Consider the following 17,783-nt stretch of genomic DNA (forward strand, 5'->3'; position numbering starts at 1 on the left):
GCTGCCATGCTGTAGACCGCGGACAAAGGTGACCCACCCGGCCCGCATATTTTTTTCAGCCCATCGTTCGGGGGTCCAACCCGGCGGTGTTTCCCATCTCAGGTGCAGGAGCGAACAGATGGAACAGCCCTTCAAGCAGTTGCACAGTCTGCGCAAGTCGCGCAAGCTCAAACAGGAAGATGTCGCCAAGATGGCCGGTATCTCCCGCGAAGCGTATCTGCGCGCGGAATCCGGCCGTGCCGATCCCCGCCTGTCGACGCTGATGGCCGTGGCGGGCGCGCTGGGGCTGGAAGTCGTTCTGGCGCCGCGCGAGGCCGTGGCTGAGATCGAACGCGTGATCGCCAGCCACCCGACCCAGCCGCTGCAAGGCAGCGGCGCGGGCGATGCCGGCCAGGATCGCTCCGAGCATGGCTCGATGGGCGGCACCGGCGGTGGGCATGGCCTGGCGGGGCAGTATCGCGGGCCGGAGCGCCATCCGCAGTCGGCCTATCATCCGGGTGCCTCGCACAGTCAGGCCGGCCAGCAGGGCGCGCCGCATGCGGGCAGCATGGAAGACCGCTCGCGCATGACTACGTCCACTTCCGACCGGCCGGGTGCCGGCGGGGCGTCGGGCAGTTCGGACCGTCCGGGATCGGGTTCGGGCTCGCGCGAATCGTAAGCCCGCTCCCCAGCACGGGGCCGGCGCGCATGTACGCCGGCCCCGTGCGCTTGAGCGCCCTAGGCGAGCGCACGTAGAATCGGTGCGGCAAGCCGCGCCCGGCGGCTTGTGTCCTGTTGCGCCAACGTTTTCTTCCCACTGCATGCACGGCGATTCCTTCCGCACGCCTACCGCGTCACACCATCCGCCGTTCTGGCATACCCTCAAGCAAGACGTTTTCTTCTGGTGGCTGCTGGCCATCTGCGGCGTGCTGACGCTCGCCGCGCCGCGCCGCATCGTCGAGTATCCGGCGCTGGTCGACTGGCACACCATCGCCGCCCTGGGCGGGCTGCTCATCCTGACCAAGGCCGTGGAAGCCAGCGGCATGCTGCAACTGCTCGGCCGGCGCCTCGTCGATGTGGCCAGCAGCGAGCGGGTGCTGGCGCTCAGTCTGGTCGGCGCATCCGCCGTGCTGTCGACGGTGCTGACCAACGACGTGGCGTTGTTCGTGATCGTGCCGCTCACCGTCGGGTTGCGGCAAGTGGCGACGCTGCCGGTGACGCGGCTGGTGATTTTCGAGGCGCTGGCCGTCAACGCCGGCTCGGCCCTCACGCCGATCGGCAATCCGCAGAACCTGTTCCTGTGGCACCAGTCGGGCTTGTCATTTGGCGCCTTCGTCTGGCAAATGGCGCCCATGGTGGCGTTGCTTACGGTGCTGCTGCTCGCGGCCACGTGGCTGGCGTTTGCCCCGCACACGATCCGTCTGCACGCCGGGGCCGGCGACGTCGATGTGCACAGGCGCCTGCTGCTGCCCGCACTCGTGCTGTACGTGCCGTTTCTGGTCTTGACCGATCTCGGCTACCCGGTTGTGGCGCTGGCCGGGCTCGTGGTGCTGTATCTGCTCGGCGCGCGCTATGTGCTGGCCCGCGTGGACTGGGGGCTGCTCCTGGTGTTCGTGCTGATGTTCATCGACCTGCGGCTGGTGGCGCAACTCGGCGTGGTGCGGCAGGGCCTCGATGCGCTGGCACTCGGCAACCCGATGCACCTGTACTGGGCCGGCATCGGCGTGTCGCAACTCATCAGCAACGTGCCGGCGGCGATCCTGCTGGCCGAGTATTCGCACGACTGGCCGATCATCGCGTTTGCCGTGAGCGTGGGCGGCTTCGGCACGCTGATCGGGTCGCTGGCAAACCTGATTGCCCTGCGCATGCTAGGCGAGCGGCGCGCGTGGTGGTTGTTCCACGCGTATTCGATGCCGTTCCTGGCGGTGGCGGCCGGCGCGGTGTACGCGTGGCTCACCTGGGTGCGCTGACACGCCGCAATGAAAGCGCGCAAGGAAAACGGCCACCCGAAGGTGGCCGTTTCTTTTCGGATGGCGCAGACGTGAGGTGTTACACCTTCTTGGCCGCCATCACCGCTTCGGACACATTGCGCGGCGCCTCGGCGTAGTGCTTGAACTCCATCGTGTAGGTCGCGCGGCCTTGCGAGAGCGAGCGCAGGTTCGTCGAGTAGCCGAACATCTCCGCCAGCGGCACCTCGGCGTGGACGACCTTGCCGCCGCCGCCCGGAATGTCTTCCGTGCCCTGCACCATGCCGCGACGCGACGACAGATCGCCGATGACGTTGCCCATGTAGTCTTCGGGCGTTTCCACTTCCACGGCCATCATCGGCTCCAGCAGCACGGGGCCCGCCTTGCGCATCGCTTCCTTGAACGCCATGGAGCCGGCCATGCGGAACGCGTTTTCGTTCGAATCGACGTCGTGGTACGAGCCGAAGGTCAGGCGCACCTTCACGTCCACCACCGGGTAGCCGGCCAGCACGCCAGTGTTGAGCGTGTCGCGAATGCCCTTGTCCACGGCCGGGATGAACTCGCGCGGAATCACGCCGCCCTTGATCTCGTCGACGAACTCGTAGCCCTTGCCCGGGTTCGGCTCCAGCGTGATGACCGCGTGGCCGTACTGGCCGCGCCCGCCCGACTGCTTGACGAACTTGCCTTCGACGTCCTCCGCCGTCTTGGTGATGGTCTCGCGGTACGCCACCTGCGGCTTGCCGACGGTAGCCTCCACGCCAAACTCGCGCTTCATGCGGTCGACCAGGATTTCGAGGTGCAGCTCGCCCATGCCCGAGATGATGGTCTGGCCGGATTCCTCATCGGTCTTCACGCGGAACGACGGGTCTTCCTGCGCCAGGCGGTTCAGCGCCAGGCTCATCTTTTCCTGGTCGCCCTTGGTCTTGGGCTCCACGGCCTGGCTGATGACGGGCTCGGGGAATTCCATGCGTTCGAGCACGATGATGTGCTCGGGATCGCAGAGGGTTTCTCCGGTGGTCACGTCCTTCAGGCCGACGGCGGCGGCGATGTCGCCGGCCAGCACTTCCTTGATCTCTTCGCGCTGGTTGGCGTGCATCTGCAGGATGCGACCGAGGCGCTCCTTCTTCTGCTTGACGGAGTTGTAGACCGTGTCCCCCGAGTTGATCTTGCCCGAATAGACGCGGAAGAACGCCAACTGGCCGACGAACGGGTCGGTCATGATCTTGAAGGCCAGCGCGGAGAACGGCTCGTTGTCGCTGGCATGGCGCTCAAGCTCTTCATCCTTCTCGCCGTGGCCCTTGATGGCGGGAATGTCCACCGGCGAGGGCAGGTAGTCGACCACCGCGTCGAGCATGGCCTGCACGCCCTTGTTCTTGAACGCGGAGCCGCACAGCATCGGCTGGATTTCGCCGGCGATGGTGCGCTTGCGCAGCGCACGCTTGATCTCTTCTTCGGTGAGCTCTTCGCCGCCCAGGTATTTGTTCAGCAGCTCTTCATCGGCCTCGGCGGCGGCCTCGACCATTTTTTCGCGCCATTCCTGCGCAACGGGCAGCAGCGCCGGGTCGATGTCGGTGTACTCGAACTTCACCCCCTGCGAGGCGTCGTCCCACAGGATCTCCTTCATCTTCACGAGGTCGACCACGCCGCGGAAACCGTCTTCCGCCCCCACGGGAATCTGGATGGGCACGGGGTTGCCTTTCAGGCGCTCGCGCATCTGCCGCTCGACGCGGAAGAAATCTGCACCGATGCGGTCCATCTTGTTGACGAACGCGATGCGCGGCACCTTGTACTTGTTGGCCTGGCGCCAGACGGTTTCGGACTGCGGCTGCACCCCGCCCACTGAGTCGTAGACCATGCAGGCGCCGTCGAGCACGCGCATGGAACGCTCCACCTCGATGGTGAAGTCGACGTGGCCCGGGGTGTCGATGATGTTGATGCGGTGTTCGGGGTAGTTGCCGGCCATGCCGCGCCACATGCAGTGCGTGGCCGCCGACGTGATTGTGATGCCGCGCTCCTGCTCCTGCTCCATCCAGTCCATGGTGGCGGCGCCGTCATGCACCTCGCCTATCTTGTGGTTGACCCCCGTGTAGAACAGGATGCGCTCGGTGGTGGTGGTTTTGCCGGCGTCGATGTGCGCCGAGATGCCGATGTTGCGATAGCGCTCGATGGGGGTCTGGCGGGGCATGATGGTTCTCTTCGAGAAAGGCTCGCATCGCCGATTCCGCACCATGCAGAACGGCGATGTGCGAGTGGGAACACATTATAGGAGGGGTCCTATCCCACCGCATGTAGGGGCATTGGGCGAAATTTCAGCCCCTCGCCCATTCGTAGGACAGCGCGCGCAGGCCGGCCGGATCGAGCAGTTCGATGCCGCCATAGGCGACGTGGATGAGGCCCCGCGCCTGGAAATCCTTCAGGACCTGGTTGACCGTCTGGCGTGACAGCGCCAGCAGTTGCGCCAGTTGCTCCTGTGGCACATGCAGCACGCGGCGTGTGCCCAGGCGCAGGTCGCCGTAGCCCTCGGCCATCAGCAGCAGGCGGCGGGCCACGCGGACGGGTGCCGGGAGCAGGGCGGTCTCCTCGAGCACGGTGAAGGTCAGGCGCAGCTTGTGGGTCAGCAGTAGCGCGAATGCCTGCAGCAGCGCAGGCATGCTGTCCAGCAGCGCCGTCAGCGGGCCCTGCGGCATGTGGAGCAACGTCGTGTTGGCGTCGGCCCGGGCGTCGTGCGTGCGCGGCTGGCGGTCGAACACGCCGATCTCGCCAAACCAGTTGACGGGTTCCAGCACCGCCAGCAGCGCTTCGCGGCCATCCGGGCTTGTCGCGCCGATGTGGATGGTGCCTTCCACCACGCAGTACAGGCCGTCGGGCGGGTCGCCGCGCCGGAAGAGCGGGGTGCCGGCGGCCAGGCGCCGCACGGTCGCCACACGCAGCAGCGCGTCCTGTGCCGGCGCGCCGAGTCCGCCAAACCAGCTGCTCGCCTGCAGGCGTTCACGGTACGAGGCGGCATCCGGGGTGGAGGGGGGGCAGGGCGCGGCGGAGCGGTCCATGCGGGCCAGCATTAGAGGGGCGTTTCAGGAACGCGGATTTGTCGGCTACGTGACAGAGTGCCGCCGCCTCCGCTGACTAAGATGAAACGATCATAACGAGGGCGCAATTGCAGCGTCCATGCTGCAAACGCACAAAACGGAGACCATCATGCGCAGCCTGTCCGACCATCTTTCCAACTACGCGGCGTATCACCAGGACAGCCGCAATATCGCCACCCACTTCGTTGGCATTCCGGCGATCGTGCTCGCGGTGGCGGTGTTGCTCTCGCGCCCGGCTTTTGCCGAATGGGCGGGCGTGGCCGTGACGCCGGCGCTCATCCTGCTGGCGCTCGTGACGGTGTTCTATCTGCGCCTGGATGCGGCGTTTGGCGTGGTCATGTTCGTGCTGATCGGCGCGTGTGTCTGGGTGGGCGGCCACGTGGCGGCGCATTCGACAGCGGCGTGGCTGTCGGTGGGTATCGGCCTGTTCGTGATCGGCTGGATCATCCAGTTTGTCGGCCACTACTACGAGGGGCGCAAGCCGGCATTCGTCGACGACCTGGCCGGCCTGGTGATCGGCCCGCTGTTCCTGGTGGCCGAGACGGCGTTTGCGATGGGTTGGCGTGCGCCGTTGCGCGACGAGGTGGTCAGCCGCTCGCGTGCGATGCGGGCGGCGTTGGGCGGCAAGCACGCCGCCGCCTGAGCGCGTCAGCCCCGTTTATTGGCCTTCGGGCACCGCGGCCGGCTGGAAGACCGGTGCGCGCTGCTCCATGCCCGCTCGCACGGCTTCGCGCTGGTTCGCGCTCCCGATCAGCCGATCCTGTTCCGCCGATTCCGCCAACAGGATGGCAGCCGTGTCGCCGTCTTCGGCCACGCGCATGAGGCGCTTGGCAGCGCGGATGGCGTCGGGGCTCTTCTGCGCAATCTCCCGTGCGGCCGCCAGCGCAGCAGCACGCGGATCGTCCACGACGTGCGTCGCCAGGCCCAGCGCGCATGCTTCTTCGCCGTTGACGATGCGGCCGCTGTAGATCAGCTCGCGCAGGCGGTCGGGCCGTACCAGGCCGCGCGTGAGTGCCATGCCGCCCATGTCGGGCACCAGGCCCCATTTGATCTCCATGATGGACAGCCGCGTGTCGGCCGCCACGTAGCGCACGTCGGCACCCAGCGCGATCTGCAGCCCGCCTCCATACGCGACACCATGGACCGCGGCCAGCACGGGCACCGGCAGGTCGCGCCACACGGTGCAGGCGTACTGCGGCAGATTGGCCGCGCCGTGTGTGCGTCTGGCGAGGCGGCCATCGCTGCTGACACCGGCGTCGCCGCTGCCGAGGCTCGCCATGCTGCCCATGTCGAGGCCTGCGCAAAATGCACGCCCTTCGCCGGACAGCACCACGGCGCGCACGTCCCGCGCGTTCAGCAGGCGCTGCCCCGTGGCGACCAGCGCCTCGAACATGGCCGGATCGATGGCGTTCATCTTCTCCGGCCGATTCAGGCGGACTTCCGCCACGCCGGCCTCGATGGTGAGCAGGATGCGTTCAGTCATGAAGTGGTTCTCGTGCAGGATCAGCGTTGAACATGTTCGGGGTCGATGACGAGCGCGTCGCGCTTGTCCTTGATCTGCGCCCAATGGGCGTGGCCGGGCAAGGGGGCCTGCACCTTCGTCAGGCGCGGCCAATCGGCGCGTTGCGACAGTTCGGCATTCAATGCGATGAACGCCTGCTGGTCGGCCGGCACCTCGGCCTGCGGATAGATGGCGCCGACGGGGCATTCCGGCGCGCAGATCGAGCAGTCGATGCACTCGTCCGGGTCGATCACCAGAAAGTTGGGGCCGGCGTGAAAGCAGTCCATCGGGCAGACGGCCACGCAATCGGTGTACTTGCACTGGATGCAGGATTCGGTGACGACGTAAGGCATGACAGCGGGGGTGTGTAAGACCGGTTCGAGAGCGGCCCAAAATTATGCAGCATCGCGACATCGCGACCGTGCCTCCGCGCCGATCCCGCGCCCCGCACGCGAGAACGACGAACGCGCGGCGCTCGACCGCCCCTTTGAAAGAGAGAAGCCCAAAGCGCTCGTACCCCCCCCGCAAGTGGGGTGTGTTTCCTCCGCTTTCGCTCGATAAACGAGAAGAACAAAAACCCGCTCCAGACGATGGTTTTTGGGCGCACATCAGGGCAGTGCGCGCTTGTTTGCCGTCCTCGCTTTTTTTTTCTGGGCATCGCGTGGTTTGTGCTGCCGCGACAAACCGACCTTCCGGACTGGAATAGCTCGACGAAGCATCGCCCCAAGACGTACACCCCCACCGGCCAGGTGTGGCCAAATGGAACGGAAGACATGCAATTCATCAGCAACATGAGAATCGGCAAGCGCCTCGCCCTGGGCTTTGCCGTCGTCCTTGCATTCTCCATCGTCATCACGGCCATCGCGATCTGGCGTCTCGACAGTGCCTCCACGGCAACGCGCGAGATGATGAATGAGCCGCTGCTCAAGGAACGCCTGATGGGCGACTGGTATGCCAATCTGGCCGCCGGAATCCGTCGCACCATCGCCATTGCAAAGAGCTCCGACCCCGCATTGGGACCATATTTCGCGGCGGAGGTGGCTGCCTCGTCAAAGAGCTCGGGGGAGTACCAGAAGAAGGTGGAAGCCCTGCTGTCCAGCGACGAAGAGAAAAGGCTCTTTGCCCGGATCGGTGAACTGCGAAAGGTCTACCTGAGCGCCCGTGATTCGATCAACAAGGCCAAGGCCGGGGGCGACGCCGAAGAGGCGCAGCGCATTCTCGACCAGGTCTTCGTGCCGGGCGCCAACGCGTATCAAGACACCATGCGCCAGCTTGTCGAGGTGCAGCGGCGCACCATCGACGATGCCGCGAAGAAGATCGACGCTGACTCGGCAAGGAGCCGGACCCTGCTGATGGTGCTGGAAGGGTTGATCCTGACGATGGGCATCGCCTTTGCGTATTTCCTGACGCTCAGCATCACGCGGCCGTTGCATGCGGCGGTGGGCATCGCCAGCCGGGTGGCAGAAGGCGATCTCTCGACTGTGGTCGCAGCCAAGTCGACGGATGAAACCGGCAGGCTGCTCCAGGCCTTGGCAGACATGACGGCACAGCTGGTCGGCACGGTCGGGAGTATCCGCGTGGCCAGCGAGTCGGTTGCAGGGGCGGCTGGCCAGATTGCGGCGGGCAATATGGATCTGTCCACGCGCACTGAGGAACAGGCGGCTTCGATCGAAGAGACCGCCGCCAGCACGACGGAACTCACCGAAGCCGTCAAGCGGAATGCCGACAACGCGCGTGAAGCGACGTCGCTCGCGGCCAGCGCAAGAGGCATGACGGAAACCGGGCGCGCCGAAGTGGCCGCGATGGTGAAGACGGTCGAAGAGGTGAACGCGGCCTCAAAGAAGATTGCCGAGATCACCGGAATGATGGAGGGCATTGCATTCCAGACGAACATCCTCGCACTCAACGCAGCCGTGGAGGCGGCGCGCGCAGGCGAACAGGGCAGGGGGTTTGCAGTGGTGGCCGGCGAAGTCCGGTCGCTCGCGCAGCGGGCATCTGGCGCCGCGAAGGAGGTCAAGGCGTTGATCGAGGCATCGACGGGCAAGGTTCAGCTCAGCGCAGAGCAGGCCGCTGGCGTGAACGCAGCGATGACTCGCGTCAGCACCGCGATCGAAGGGGTATCGAGCATCATTGCCGAGATCGCGGCGGCGTCCGACGAGCAAAGCAGAAACCTGGCGCAAGTGAGCCAGGCCATCAGCCAGATCGATCAGGTGACACAGCAGAATGCTGCGCTGGTCGAGGAGTCCGCTGCAGCCGCACAGGCGATGCAGGAACAGTCTGGCAACCTCCGGCGTGCTGTGAGCGTCTTCAGGTTGGGGGCTGGGCAGGGCTGAACTCTCACAGCGCGGTCTGGGCACCGTTCCTGCATGGCTGGATCGGTCTTCTTGGGCGCTGGCGCACGCGGCTCATGTCGGCGCGCGCTGCGAGCGCCGTGGTCCTACCACCGTGCCTCGATCCAGTCCGACATCTGGGCCCACTCCGCGCTGAACTGGACGGCGCGACACGGTGCCCGGCTTGACGGTCTCTCGGCAGAGCAGGGCGCTGTACCCAACGAAGCCACGTCACGGCTCGCGCAACGGGCACACCAGGGACGCCAGCAACAGCGCGGCAGCAGCCAGGAGCAGCGCTCTCACGCCGGCGCCCGTTTGGCCGCCCGTCACTGCCCACGCCAGGAACGACAGGCATGCCGCGCCGGCCACAGCCATCGACACGGCAAAAGGCGTGCTTTGCCGCCATGTCACCGCGCGAGTGCGAATCTGGCGGAGGGTGTCCGCCGTGGCGCGATAGAAAAGCCACCCCATGCCGAGGAAGAGGAAGGTGGCGCAACTCCATAAAGGCAGGTTGTTTGTCACCGTCATACCGGCAGGCTCAATGTGAGACCGGAACCGGGCCGGCTGCGTGCGCGCCGCTGGAGGGCGGCTGCGGGGGCGGCCGGCCCCGCGTCAATACACACTGCGGCGGTAGATGGGGAGGGGGAGGGCGTTTTTCAAGTCTTCCGTGCCTTCAGGTAAAACGTCCGCCACCGTCCACCTGCAGGGTTTCAGCGCACCCGTAGCGATTGTCCAATGGAAACGCGATGGCGACTCCGACCCGTTCCGGTTGCCCACCCCCTGTCGCCCAGAGGCCGGCAGCAACGGGGACGCGTATTCCCATTCCGGCGCGCCGAGGTGCGTGAATCCGCGTTCACGGCTACAGCGTCGGCGGACGTAGGCCTTCGTCGAGCCCGGATTCGCTGCAACGTGTACCGGTGCCAGGGCCGAACACCACGGCGCTGGGCAGTGCCAGCGCGGCAGCACCGATGGCGCCGTACAGCATCACCAGGCCAAAACCGTGCCTGACCGGACGGTGGACCTGGTGGAAGAACACATCGATCTCGCCGTGCGCATCGGTGAACTGCCCGGCAGCACGACGCTCGTGGCACGACGCCTCGGCGTTCAGGATCTGAGCATCGGCGCCGCGCCGTCATACCTGGCACGGCACGGTACGCCCGTCGCGTTCGATGATTTTGCGCAGCACGTGGCATTGCGTATTCGCGCGACGGTGTGGTGTCACCGTGGCGCGTGCGGGACGCGGACGGCGTCGAGCGCGAGCTGCCGGTCAAACGGCAGTTGAGCCTCGATGATGTCCAGGCGATCGCGGGTGCCGGCGTCGCCGGCCTGGGGCTCGTGCAGTTGCCGTGCTGGCTGCTCACGCACTATGTGGACACGGGCCAGCTCGTAACCGTGAGGGAGCGCTGCGGCGTGCGGCCGATGGACGTCCACGCGGTATGGCCCAGGACGCCCTATCTTCCGCTGAAGACGCGTTGCGCGATCGATGCGCTGGCTGCGGACATTCCCCGGATGATTCACCCACGAGCGGGCCCGGGCAACGGGCTGCGCGCCATGCAATGAACGCGCGTGCTCTGTCCCCGGTCGACGGCTTTCGCCGCGAATCCGTTATGAATCCACCCCCAACTGATCGACGGTGATCACGAGCGTCCGGTCTCCGTGGTCGGTCTGGGCAAGCAGGCCGAGCTGCGTCCGCAGAACACGATCGAGCATGCGCTGGAGCTGGCAGAGATCCTGCCGATCGGCGCACGTCAGCCGGTTCATGACATCGTGCGTGAATGCGATCGTGAGTGTTCTCACACGCCAGATGCGGCTGCCGAGTTCAGGCACCTGCCAGTTTGCCGCCAGCACACCGGGGCTGGTGTTCCAGGTCTGCACGTCCTGCCCGGTAATTTCATCGAGCACGGGTTTGGTGAAGGCGACAAGGTCGAGCATCACGGATCTCCATGGCTGACATCGCGAGCCGGCGCATCAGTGGCGGGCGTTGATATGTGGAACTGGCAAGGAGGGCGGCGAGGGGCCCGAACCCGCGAGGGGCCGCCGAAGCCGGCGGATCACCCGTGTCGCGCGAACATGCTGTCGTGCGACGCAGGCATGGCCGGGCGCGCCGGGTCGCTGTCCCACTCTACTCCCATCCGTGCATCGCGGCGTGATGGTGTTCGCATGTGCAGAGGCGCGCCGCATGCGCAAGCGCGCAAGTGCGCCCGTGTGTGCAGACGAAAAAAAACCCCGCGTGGCGGGGTTTCTTATCGGTGTGCGCGACGGATCAGATCACTTCGATCTTGGTCGCCACCGGGCCTTTCTGGCCTGCGCCTTGCACGAAGCGCACTTTCTGCCCTTCTTGAAGCGACTTGAAGCCGCTGCCCTGAACTTCGGAGAAGTGCGCGAACAGATCGTTGCCGCCCGCATCCGGGGAGATGAAGCCGAAGCCCTTCGAGTCGTTGAACCACTTGACGATACCGGTTTCCATGTTGGATATCCTTAAATGTTCTGGATGAGCCCGTGCTCACCAGGCATGACGATCAAGGAAGGAACAAAGAGAAACAGGTGCCGCTTGCGTGACAACCCAGAACATCGGAGTAACTGCTTGAAAAGCCTGCGAGGGCAAGATGTACCGCTATCGCGCGGCTCTGTCAACAAAAAACGCAGATTCAACGCGAAAAGATGTACGAATGTGGATATGGGCGCGCTTTGCCGCTGCTGCATGTTGCCCAGGCACCGCGGCCGTTGCACGCCGGGGAACGGCATCGTTCGATCGCTACGGACCGGGCTAGCCTGGCTGAACCGGCTGGAGGCGGTGGCTGCCAGAAGCTGTTATGATGCGCAACCTTTTCCCGCTTCTGGAATCGAGCGGGCCGGGGGCCGGGCAAGACAAGACGACGTAGCCCTGGCCGTCCGTCGGGCGTACACCCGAATCGTCCTGGGCGACGCAGCCCACCAACCACCAGACCGGCGGTGAATCCGCTCCGTATCCGGCGCGCATGTACTAGGCGCCCGCATGCGCAAGTACGGTCATCTCGCCGCCAATGGCCGACGGTCTGCACCCGCGTGCATGACACACCGGCATTGGCCCCACCCATCGTGGCGTACGTCATCGGCAAGACGTGGTCCGCCTAGCCGCACCACGCGTGCCTTGAACGTTCGCCCGAAACCCGGCAGTGCATTGAGCAAAGTCCTTTCCCCCTACACGGTATCCGTGTACCCCATTGAGCAAGAACCAGGCGTCTGGTTTGCCACCTACCTCATCAGTGAATACAGCGACGGCATGGAGCGCATCCTCGCCAACGTCTCGATGCGCCACAACGTCCACGGCACCGAAGCCCTCGCAAGACATGCGGCCCGGACTGCAGGAAGAGCAGCCGTTGCACGGCTGACGCCCCGTCGCACGATTTGAGCGCGAGCGCCGCCAGCCGGCAGGCGCCCCACCAACGAAGTCAACGAGAAGGAAATCCCCATGTCTGTCAGCGATGAATGGGAAGAACTGCATCTGACGCCCGACGGCTGGAAAGCGGGCAGCTACCGACACGAGCCGGGCGATGCCGTCATCGTCGAGCCGCCGGTCAACGATGTGCTGACCGTGCGCAGGCATGTGGCTGCCGTGTATGGCGGCCCGTCGCGCGTGACCGAAGACAGAACGCCGCGCACCGATGACATGCCCGTGATCGAGCAACTGTTGCTGAAGTACGGTGCGCCCGCCTTTAGCGTCTGAACCAAAGGCGATGTGGACCAACATGTTCGCATCCGATACCCGGGCGCAGCTGCCAGCCCTCGCGGCGGCGGCACGGCGTCATTTGAGAGACACATTGGCATGACACTCTGCCGCGCTTGCCGCGCCATTGAAATCCATCGGGCCGGTGCGTCAGGCCATGCCTTCCTGACGATCACCGATACCCAGCGCATCAAACCATCCAAGGCAGCGGCCGTCACGGTGAGCACGTTTACATGCCGCACGTGCGGCGCGGGCTGGACGTATCGCGAAGGCAAGAACGCCGCCGAACCGGGATGGTCGCTCGATCAGTAGCGGCGTTCATTGACCCGCGGCCCTTTGCCGACCTGGCCGAGGTCTCGACCCACGCTTGGCGATGCGTCAGGCTGCCCACTCCAGGAGTGCTTCACCATGCTTGACCGTTCCCAGTTCAGCCAGCGCGCATTGCCTGTGCTCTTGCGGCTGTTCTCGTCGCTGCCGCTGCCCGTGGTTCACGGCATCGGACGCGCGGTCGGCCGCATGATCTATGCCGTGCCGGGCGGATATCGCCGCCACGTGCAGCGCAATGCCGCCCAGGCGGGCTTCCGTGAGCCCCGCTTTGCACGGCAGGCCGCCGCAGAAACCGGCGCGATGATGAGCGAGCTTGCGCGCGTCTGGTTCCAGAGCGATGCATGCATGGCCCAGGTGGTCTGCGAGGACTGGAGCGTCATCGAACAAGCCCTGGCCGAGCGCAACGGGCTCATCATGCTCACGCCCCATCTTGGCTGCTTTGAGCTTGCTGCACGCTATGCGGCGCAACGCATTCCGTTGACGGTCATGTTCCGCCCGCACCGCAAGGCCATGCTGCGCGGCCTGCTCGACGCCGTGCGCGCAACGTCGAACCTGACCACGGTGCCGGCAACATCGCAAGGCGTGCGCTCGTTCGTGCGCGCATTGCGCCAGGGCAACGCGGTCGGCCTTCTTCCGGATCAGGCCCCGAAAGGCGAGGGCGTATGGGTGCCGTTCTTCGGTAGGCCTGCGTACACCATGACGCTGCCGGGCAAGCTTGCGCAGCAGACAAACGCCGCCCTGATCATCGCCGCCGGCGAGCGCCTGCCCGGCGGGCGCGGATGGCGGATGCACGTCCGGCGACTGACCGGGCCGCTGCCCGAGGATGCCGAGGCCCAGGCCGCGTGGATCAATGCGGAAATGGAAGAGATGGTCAGGCGTTTTCCGCAGCAATACCTGTGGGGCTACAACCGCTATAAGGTGCCCGCGGGCGCGCCAGCTGTTCCCGCCGGCACGGCATAGGCGGATCGCGCCATTCACGCATGGCGGGCCGCAGCAAGCGGCCGGAACCGTCGGGCAAGCAGTCTGCGCACCGCAGGAATTCGGTCACTCTTATATAAGATATAAGACATTTGACCGTGTAGGGGTAGTGCCATTAGAATCGCGCCTACGTGGCATCCGCGATGGCCTCGGATGCCGGAAAAAGCCTTTCCTGTAACGCAAATCAGCAGACCCCACCATGCTTGAAAACTATCGTGCTCACGTGGCCGCCCGCGCCGCGCTCGGTATTCCCCCGTTGCCGCTGACGGCTCAACAGACCGCCGAACTGGTGGAACTGCTGACGAATCCGCCCGCTGGTGAAGAGAAGACGCTGCTTGACCTGATCACCCATCGCGTGCCCGCCGGCGTGGACGAAGCCGCCCGCGTGAAGGCCGGCTTCCTGGCTGCCGTGGCCAAGGGCGAGACCGCCTGCCCGCTGATCTCGCGCGCGCACGCCACCGAACTGCTCGGCACGATGCTGGGCGGCTACAACATCGCCCCGCTGATCGAGCTGCTGTCCGACGCCGAGGTTGGCGCCGTCGCCGCCGACGCGCTGAAGAAAACCCTGCTGATGTTCGACCAGTTCCACGACGTGAAGGAACTCGCCGACAAGGGCAATGCGAATGCCAAGGCCGTCCTGCAGAGCTGGGCCGACGCCGAATGGTTCACGAGCCGCCCGGAAGTGCCGCAAAGCCTGACGATCACCGTGTTCAAGGTCCCGGGCGAAACCAACACCGACGACCTGTCGCCGGCACCCGACGCCACGACCCGCCCGGACATCCCGCTGCACGCGCTGGCGATGCTGAAGAACGCGCGCCCCGGCATCACGCCCGAAGAAGACGGCAAGCGCGGCCCCGTCAAGTTCATCGAATCGCTGAAGGAAAAGGGTCACCTGGTCGCTTACGTGGGCGACGTGGTCGGCACGGGCTCCTCGCGCAAGTCGGCCACCAACTCGGTGCTGTGGTTCACGGGTGAGGACATCCCGTACGTCCCGAACAAGCGTTTTGGCGGCGTGTGCCTCGGCGGCAAGATCGCCCCGATCTTCTACAACACCATGGAAGACGCCGGCGCGCTGCCGATCGAACTCGACGTGTCGCAGATGAACATGGGCGACGTGGTGGAACTGCGCCCGTACGAAGGCAAGGCGCTGAAGGACGGCAAGGTCATCGCCGAATTCCAGGTCAAGTCCGACGTGCTGTTCGACGAAGTGCGCGCTGGCGGCCGCATTCCGCTGATCATCGGCCGCGGCCTGACCGCCAAGGCGCGTGAAGCGCTGGGCCTGCCGCCGTCGACGCTGTTCCGCCTGCCGCACCAGCCGGCCAACAGCGGCAAGGGCTTCTCGCTCGCGCAGAAGATGGTCGGCCGCGCGTGCGGTCTGCCGGAAGGCCAGGGCGTGCGCCCGGGCACGTACTGCGAACCGAAGATGACCTCCGTCGGCTCGCAGGACACCACCGGCCCGATGACCCGTGACGAACTGAAGGACCTGGCGTGCCTGGGCTTCTCGGCCGACCTCGTGATGCAGTCGTTCTGCCACACCGCCGCGTATCCGAAGCCGGTGGACGTGAAGACGCACCAGACGCTGCCGAACTTCATCAGCACGCGCGGCGGCATCGCGCTGCGCCCGGGCGACGGCGTGATCCACTCGTGGCTGAACCGCATGCTGCTGCCCGACACCGTCGGTACCGGTGGCGATTCGCACACGCGCTTCCCGATCGGCATCAGCTTCCCCGCAGGCTCGGGCCTGGTCGCTTTCGCGGCCGCCACCGGCACGATGCCGCTGGACATGCCGGAATCGGTGCTGGTCCGCTTCAAGGGCCAGATGCAGCCGGGCGTCACGCTGCGTGACCTCGTCAACGCGATCCCGCTGTACGCCATCAAGCAAGGCATGCTGACGGTCGCCAAGCAGGGCAAGAAGAACATCTTCTCGGGCCGCATCCTCGAAATCGAAGGCCTGCCTGACCTGAAGGTCGAGCAGGCGTTCGAGCTGTCGGATGCATCTGCCGAGCGTTCGGCCGCAGGCTGCACGGTGCGCCTGAACAAGGAACCGATCATCGAATACCTGAACAGCAACATCACGCTGCTCAAGTGGATGATTGCGGAGGGCTACCAGGATGCGCGCAGCCTCCAGCGCCGCATCAAGGCGATGGAAGCATGGCTGGCCGATCCGAAGCTGCTGGAGCCGGATGCCGATGCCGAATACGCTGCCGTCATCGAGATCGACCTGGCCGACATCCACGAGCCGATCGTCGCGTGCCCGAACGATCCGGACGACGTGAAGACGCTGTCGGATGTGGCCGGCGCCAAGATCGACGAGGTGTTCATCGGCTCCTGCATGACCAACATCGGTCACTTCCGCGCCGCGTCGAAGCTGCTCGAAGGCAAGCGCGACATTCCCGTCAAGCTGTGGGTGGCGCCGCCGACCAAGATGGACCAGAAGCAGCTGACCGAAGAAGGCCACTACGGTGTGTTCGGCACGGCCGGCGCGCGTACCGAAATGCCGGGCTGCTCGCTGTGCATGGGCAACCAGGCACAGGTGCGCGAAGGCGCGACCGTCATGTCGACGTCCACGCGTAACTTCCCGAACCGTCTGGGCAAGAACACGAACGTGTATCTGGGCTCGGCGGAACTGGCGGCGATCTGCTCACGCCTGGGCCGTATCCCGACGAAGGAAGAGTACATGGCCGACATCGGCGTGATCAACGCGAACGGCGACAAGATCTACAAGTACATGAACTTCGACCAGATCCAGGACTTCAAGGAAGTGGCCGACACCGTGCAGGTCTAAACGGGCCGTCGGTCTGCGGCCGGTTGTGCTGGCCGCAGCGGATGCGATGACGCCGCAGGTGGAATGCCTGCGGCGTTTTTTTTTTGCGATCCGCAGCAGCAAACTCACGCCGGCCGGCATTCGCACGAGTGCGGTACGATGGGCCGGTCTGCCTGCGAACTGCCCCACTACACCTGCTACGCAACATGCGCATTCCGCCCATGAAGGCGATCATTGCGTTCGAGTCCGTCGCGCGGACGAAGAGCGTGAATCGCGCCGCCGAAGAGCTTGGCCTGACGCCTTCGGCCGTCAGCCACCAGATCAGCAACCTCGAGGCGGCGATCGGCCAGCCGCTGTTCTTTCGGCAGGGGCGCGGGCTGGTGCTCACGCCCGTTGGCGAACAGTATCTGCGCGACGTGACCGGTGCGTTGGCCGATCTGGGTCGCGCCACCGAGCGTGCCTCCAGCCGGTCCGATGTCGAGATCCTGCGCGTGCACTCCAGCCCCAGCTTCGGCCTGATGTGGCTGCTGCCGCGCCTGGCCGCGTTCCAGCAGGACCATAGCGACATCCGCCTCAACGTGTCGTGCTCGTATGAAGAGGTGTCGTTCACCAGCGGGTTCTACGACATCGATGTCCGCTATGGGCACGCGCACTGGCGCGACGTGCAGATCAAGACGCTGCGCAACGAACGCATCGCGCCGCTGGCGGCTCCGGCGTATCTCGAGCGCCATCCCGTCTCGTCGCCGGCCGACCTGCTCGCACATCGGCTGATCCGCTCGGAGACGCCGCTGGTGCAATGGCAGCAATGGTTTGCGCGCTTTGGAGTCGAGCACATGCACGCATCGTTCGACTTTGCGTTCGACCGCTCGTACATGTCGCTCGAGACTGCTGCGTTGGGTCTGGGCGTGGCGCTGGAAAGCTCGCTGCTGGCTTCGGTGATGATCGCGCAGGGCAGGCTGGTGCCCGTGTTTGGCGAAGATCGCGCGCTGGAAGTCGCGGGCCACCATATCGTGCTGCCGCCGCAGAACGCCGACCTGCCGCGCGTTTCACGTTTTCTCGCCTGGGTGGACCAGCAGCTCCAGCAGGCTTGACCCGTTTGGGCTGGCAATGGTGCGTCGCACCAGAATACGCTGCCCGTTCAACTG

20 protein-coding genes are annotated in these 17,783 nt (G+C 65.6%); 12 read left to right on the forward strand and 8 right to left on the reverse strand.

From position 1 onward, the window contains the following. Positions 1-118 precede the first annotated feature (118 nt). Positions 119-658 (forward strand): helix-turn-helix domain-containing protein, encoded by a 540-nt coding sequence (locus tag KHN96_RS05055; protein ID WP_045218341.1) that lies wholly within the window; start codon positions 119-121, stop codon positions 656-658. Positions 659-800: 142 nt separating this feature from the next. Continuing rightward, positions 801-1,949, forward strand: coding sequence for an SLC13 family permease (locus KHN96_RS05060; RefSeq protein WP_062738194.1), 1,149 nt, complete (start codon positions 801-803; stop codon positions 1,947-1,949). 79 nt (positions 1,950-2,028) lie between these two features. On the opposite strand, the gene fusA is transcribed toward KHN96_RS05060, so the two are convergent. After that, a complete protein-coding gene (gene fusA, locus KHN96_RS05065) occupies positions 2,029-4,131 on the reverse strand; it encodes an elongation factor G (protein ID WP_045218337.1) in 2,103 nt (700 codons plus the stop codon). 124 nt (positions 4,132-4,255) lie between these two features. Then, the gene (locus KHN96_RS05070) at positions 4,256-4,993 is read right to left on the reverse strand and encodes a Crp/Fnr family transcriptional regulator (protein WP_062738270.1); all 738 of its coding nucleotides are present in this window, start codon (positions 4,991-4,993) and stop codon (positions 4,256-4,258) included. A 148-nt stretch (positions 4,994-5,141) separates the two neighbouring features. On the opposite strand from KHN96_RS05070, the gene KHN96_RS05075 reads away from it, so the two are divergent. Continuing rightward, the gene (locus KHN96_RS05075; protein WP_045220254.1) at positions 5,142-5,675 is read left to right on the forward strand and encodes an Mpo1 family 2-hydroxy fatty acid dioxygenase; all 534 of its coding nucleotides are present in this window, start codon (positions 5,142-5,144) and stop codon (positions 5,673-5,675) included. A gap of 15 nt (positions 5,676-5,690) precedes the next feature. Here KHN96_RS05075 and KHN96_RS05080 read toward each other — a convergent pair whose 3' ends face one another. Together KHN96_RS05080 and fdxA are read right to left on the reverse strand one after the other, a co-directional pair. Continuing rightward, positions 5,691-6,515: a crotonase/enoyl-CoA hydratase family protein gene (locus KHN96_RS05080; protein WP_062738195.1), complete on the reverse strand. Its 825-nt coding sequence runs from the start codon at positions 6,513-6,515 to the stop codon at positions 5,691-5,693. 20 nt (positions 6,516-6,535) lie between these two features. After that, a complete protein-coding gene (gene fdxA, locus KHN96_RS05085; protein ID WP_045218331.1) occupies positions 6,536-6,886 on the reverse strand; it encodes a ferredoxin FdxA in 351 nt (116 codons plus the stop codon). A gap of 420 nt (positions 6,887-7,306) precedes the next feature. On the opposite strand from fdxA, the gene KHN96_RS05090 reads away from it, so the two are divergent. Beyond that, on the forward strand, positions 7,307-8,866 hold the full coding sequence (locus tag KHN96_RS05090) for a methyl-accepting chemotaxis protein (RefSeq protein WP_062738196.1): 1,560 nt from the start codon (positions 7,307-7,309) through the stop codon (positions 8,864-8,866). Between the two features lie 228 nt (positions 8,867-9,094). Here the strand turns inward: KHN96_RS05090 and KHN96_RS05095 are convergent, their stop codons facing one another. Both KHN96_RS05095 and KHN96_RS05100 read right to left on the reverse strand, forming a co-directional pair. Continuing rightward, positions 9,095-9,385, reverse strand: a complete 291-nt coding sequence (locus KHN96_RS05095; RefSeq protein WP_147283374.1) for a hypothetical protein — start codon at positions 9,383-9,385, stop codon at positions 9,095-9,097. Positions 9,386-9,722: 337 nt separating this feature from the next. Next, complete coding sequence (locus tag KHN96_RS05100; protein ID WP_181817449.1) at positions 9,723-9,899, reverse strand: hypothetical protein; 177 nt, start codon at positions 9,897-9,899, stop codon at positions 9,723-9,725. Here KHN96_RS05100 and KHN96_RS22915 point away from each other — a divergent pair. Beyond that, positions 9,888-10,145: a type 2 periplasmic-binding domain-containing protein gene (locus KHN96_RS22915; protein ID WP_258558495.1), complete on the forward strand. Its 258-nt coding sequence runs from the start codon at positions 9,888-9,890 to the stop codon at positions 10,143-10,145. The two genes, KHN96_RS05100 and KHN96_RS22915, sit on opposite strands and share 12 nt — an antisense overlap. After that, positions 10,142-10,423: a LysR substrate-binding domain-containing protein gene (locus KHN96_RS22920; RefSeq protein WP_258558494.1), complete on the forward strand. Its 282-nt coding sequence runs from the start codon at positions 10,142-10,144 to the stop codon at positions 10,421-10,423. Before KHN96_RS22915 ends, KHN96_RS22920 begins: the two co-directional genes overlap by 4 nt. Before the next feature lie 45 nt (positions 10,424-10,468). Here the strand turns inward: KHN96_RS22920 and KHN96_RS05110 are convergent, their stop codons facing one another. Beyond that, positions 10,469-10,795, reverse strand: coding sequence for a hypothetical protein (locus KHN96_RS05110; RefSeq protein WP_062738198.1), 327 nt, complete (start codon positions 10,793-10,795; stop codon positions 10,469-10,471). Between the two features lie 331 nt (positions 10,796-11,126). After that, complete coding sequence (locus KHN96_RS05115) at positions 11,127-11,330, reverse strand: cold-shock protein (RefSeq protein WP_045218323.1); 204 nt, start codon at positions 11,328-11,330, stop codon at positions 11,127-11,129. A gap of 693 nt (positions 11,331-12,023) precedes the next feature. Between KHN96_RS05115 and KHN96_RS05120 the strand changes: the two genes are divergently transcribed. The 6 genes from KHN96_RS05120 to KHN96_RS05145 all read left to right on the forward strand — a co-directional run bounded on the left by KHN96_RS05120 (position 12,024) and on the right by KHN96_RS05145 (position 17,729). Further along, positions 12,024-12,254: an isochorismatase gene (locus KHN96_RS05120; protein ID WP_082062872.1), complete on the forward strand. Its 231-nt coding sequence runs from the start codon at positions 12,024-12,026 to the stop codon at positions 12,252-12,254. A gap of 60 nt (positions 12,255-12,314) precedes the next feature. Then, a complete protein-coding gene (locus KHN96_RS05125; protein WP_045218321.1) occupies positions 12,315-12,569 on the forward strand; it encodes a hypothetical protein in 255 nt (84 codons plus the stop codon). A 99-nt stretch (positions 12,570-12,668) separates the two neighbouring features. Beyond that, a complete protein-coding gene (locus tag KHN96_RS05130) occupies positions 12,669-12,881 on the forward strand; it encodes a hypothetical protein (protein WP_062738199.1) in 213 nt (70 codons plus the stop codon). Positions 12,882-12,977: 96 nt separating this feature from the next. Next, positions 12,978-13,856 (forward strand): lysophospholipid acyltransferase family protein, encoded by an 879-nt coding sequence (locus KHN96_RS05135; protein ID WP_045218316.1) that lies wholly within the window; start codon positions 12,978-12,980, stop codon positions 13,854-13,856. A 217-nt stretch (positions 13,857-14,073) separates the two neighbouring features. Continuing rightward, the gene (gene acnB, locus KHN96_RS05140) at positions 14,074-16,659 is read left to right on the forward strand and encodes a bifunctional aconitate hydratase 2/2-methylisocitrate dehydratase (protein WP_062738200.1); all 2,586 of its coding nucleotides are present in this window, start codon (positions 14,074-14,076) and stop codon (positions 16,657-16,659) included. A 185-nt stretch (positions 16,660-16,844) separates the two neighbouring features. After that, the gene (locus KHN96_RS05145; protein ID WP_062738201.1) at positions 16,845-17,729 is read left to right on the forward strand and encodes a LysR substrate-binding domain-containing protein; all 885 of its coding nucleotides are present in this window, start codon (positions 16,845-16,847) and stop codon (positions 17,727-17,729) included. Positions 17,730-17,783 lie beyond the last annotated feature (54 nt).

Origin of the sequence: Ralstonia mannitolilytica (assembly GCF_905397375.1) — a bacterium.
Lineage (GTDB): Bacteria > Pseudomonadota > Gammaproteobacteria > Burkholderiales > Burkholderiaceae > Ralstonia > Ralstonia mannitolilytica.

Bases quoted from the DNA above. Each gene is read 5' to 3' on its own strand.
- KHN96_RS05075 (WP_045220254.1), top strand. From the start codon at position 5,142: ATGCGCAGCCTGTCCGACCATCTTTCCAACTACGCGGCGTATCACCAG.
- KHN96_RS05090 (WP_062738196.1), top strand. From the start codon at position 7,307: ATGCAATTCATCAGCAACATGAGAATCGGCAAGCGCCTCGCCCTGGGC.
- KHN96_RS05125 (WP_045218321.1), top strand. From the start codon at position 12,315: ATGTCTGTCAGCGATGAATGGGAAGAACTGCATCTGACGCCCGACGGC.
- KHN96_RS05070 (WP_062738270.1), bottom strand. From the start codon at position 4,993: ATGGACCGCTCCGCCGCGCCCTGCCCCCCCTCCACCCCGGATGCCGCC.
- acnB (WP_062738200.1), top strand. From the start codon at position 14,074: ATGCTTGAAAACTATCGTGCTCACGTGGCCGCCCGCGCCGCGCTCGGT.
- KHN96_RS05145 (WP_062738201.1), top strand. From the start codon at position 16,845: ATGCGCATTCCGCCCATGAAGGCGATCATTGCGTTCGAGTCCGTCGCG.
- KHN96_RS05110 (WP_062738198.1), bottom strand. From the start codon at position 10,795: ATGCTCGACCTTGTCGCCTTCACCAAACCCGTGCTCGATGAAATTACC.
- fusA (WP_045218337.1), bottom strand. From the start codon at position 4,131: ATGCCCCGCCAGACCCCCATCGAGCGCTATCGCAACATCGGCATCTCG.
- KHN96_RS05135 (WP_045218316.1), top strand. From the start codon at position 12,978: ATGCTTGACCGTTCCCAGTTCAGCCAGCGCGCATTGCCTGTGCTCTTG.
- KHN96_RS05055 (WP_045218341.1), top strand. From the start codon at position 119: ATGGAACAGCCCTTCAAGCAGTTGCACAGTCTGCGCAAGTCGCGCAAG.
- KHN96_RS05115 (WP_045218323.1), bottom strand. From the start codon at position 11,330: ATGGAAACCGGTATCGTCAAGTGGTTCAACGACTCGAAGGGCTTCGGC.
- fdxA (WP_045218331.1), bottom strand. From the start codon at position 6,886: ATGCCTTACGTCGTCACCGAATCCTGCATCCAGTGCAAGTACACCGAT.
- KHN96_RS05130 (WP_062738199.1), top strand. From the start codon at position 12,669: ATGACACTCTGCCGCGCTTGCCGCGCCATTGAAATCCATCGGGCCGGT.
- KHN96_RS05080 (WP_062738195.1), bottom strand. From the start codon at position 6,515: ATGACTGAACGCATCCTGCTCACCATCGAGGCCGGCGTGGCGGAAGTC.
- KHN96_RS05060 (WP_062738194.1), top strand. From the start codon at position 801: ATGCACGGCGATTCCTTCCGCACGCCTACCGCGTCACACCATCCGCCG.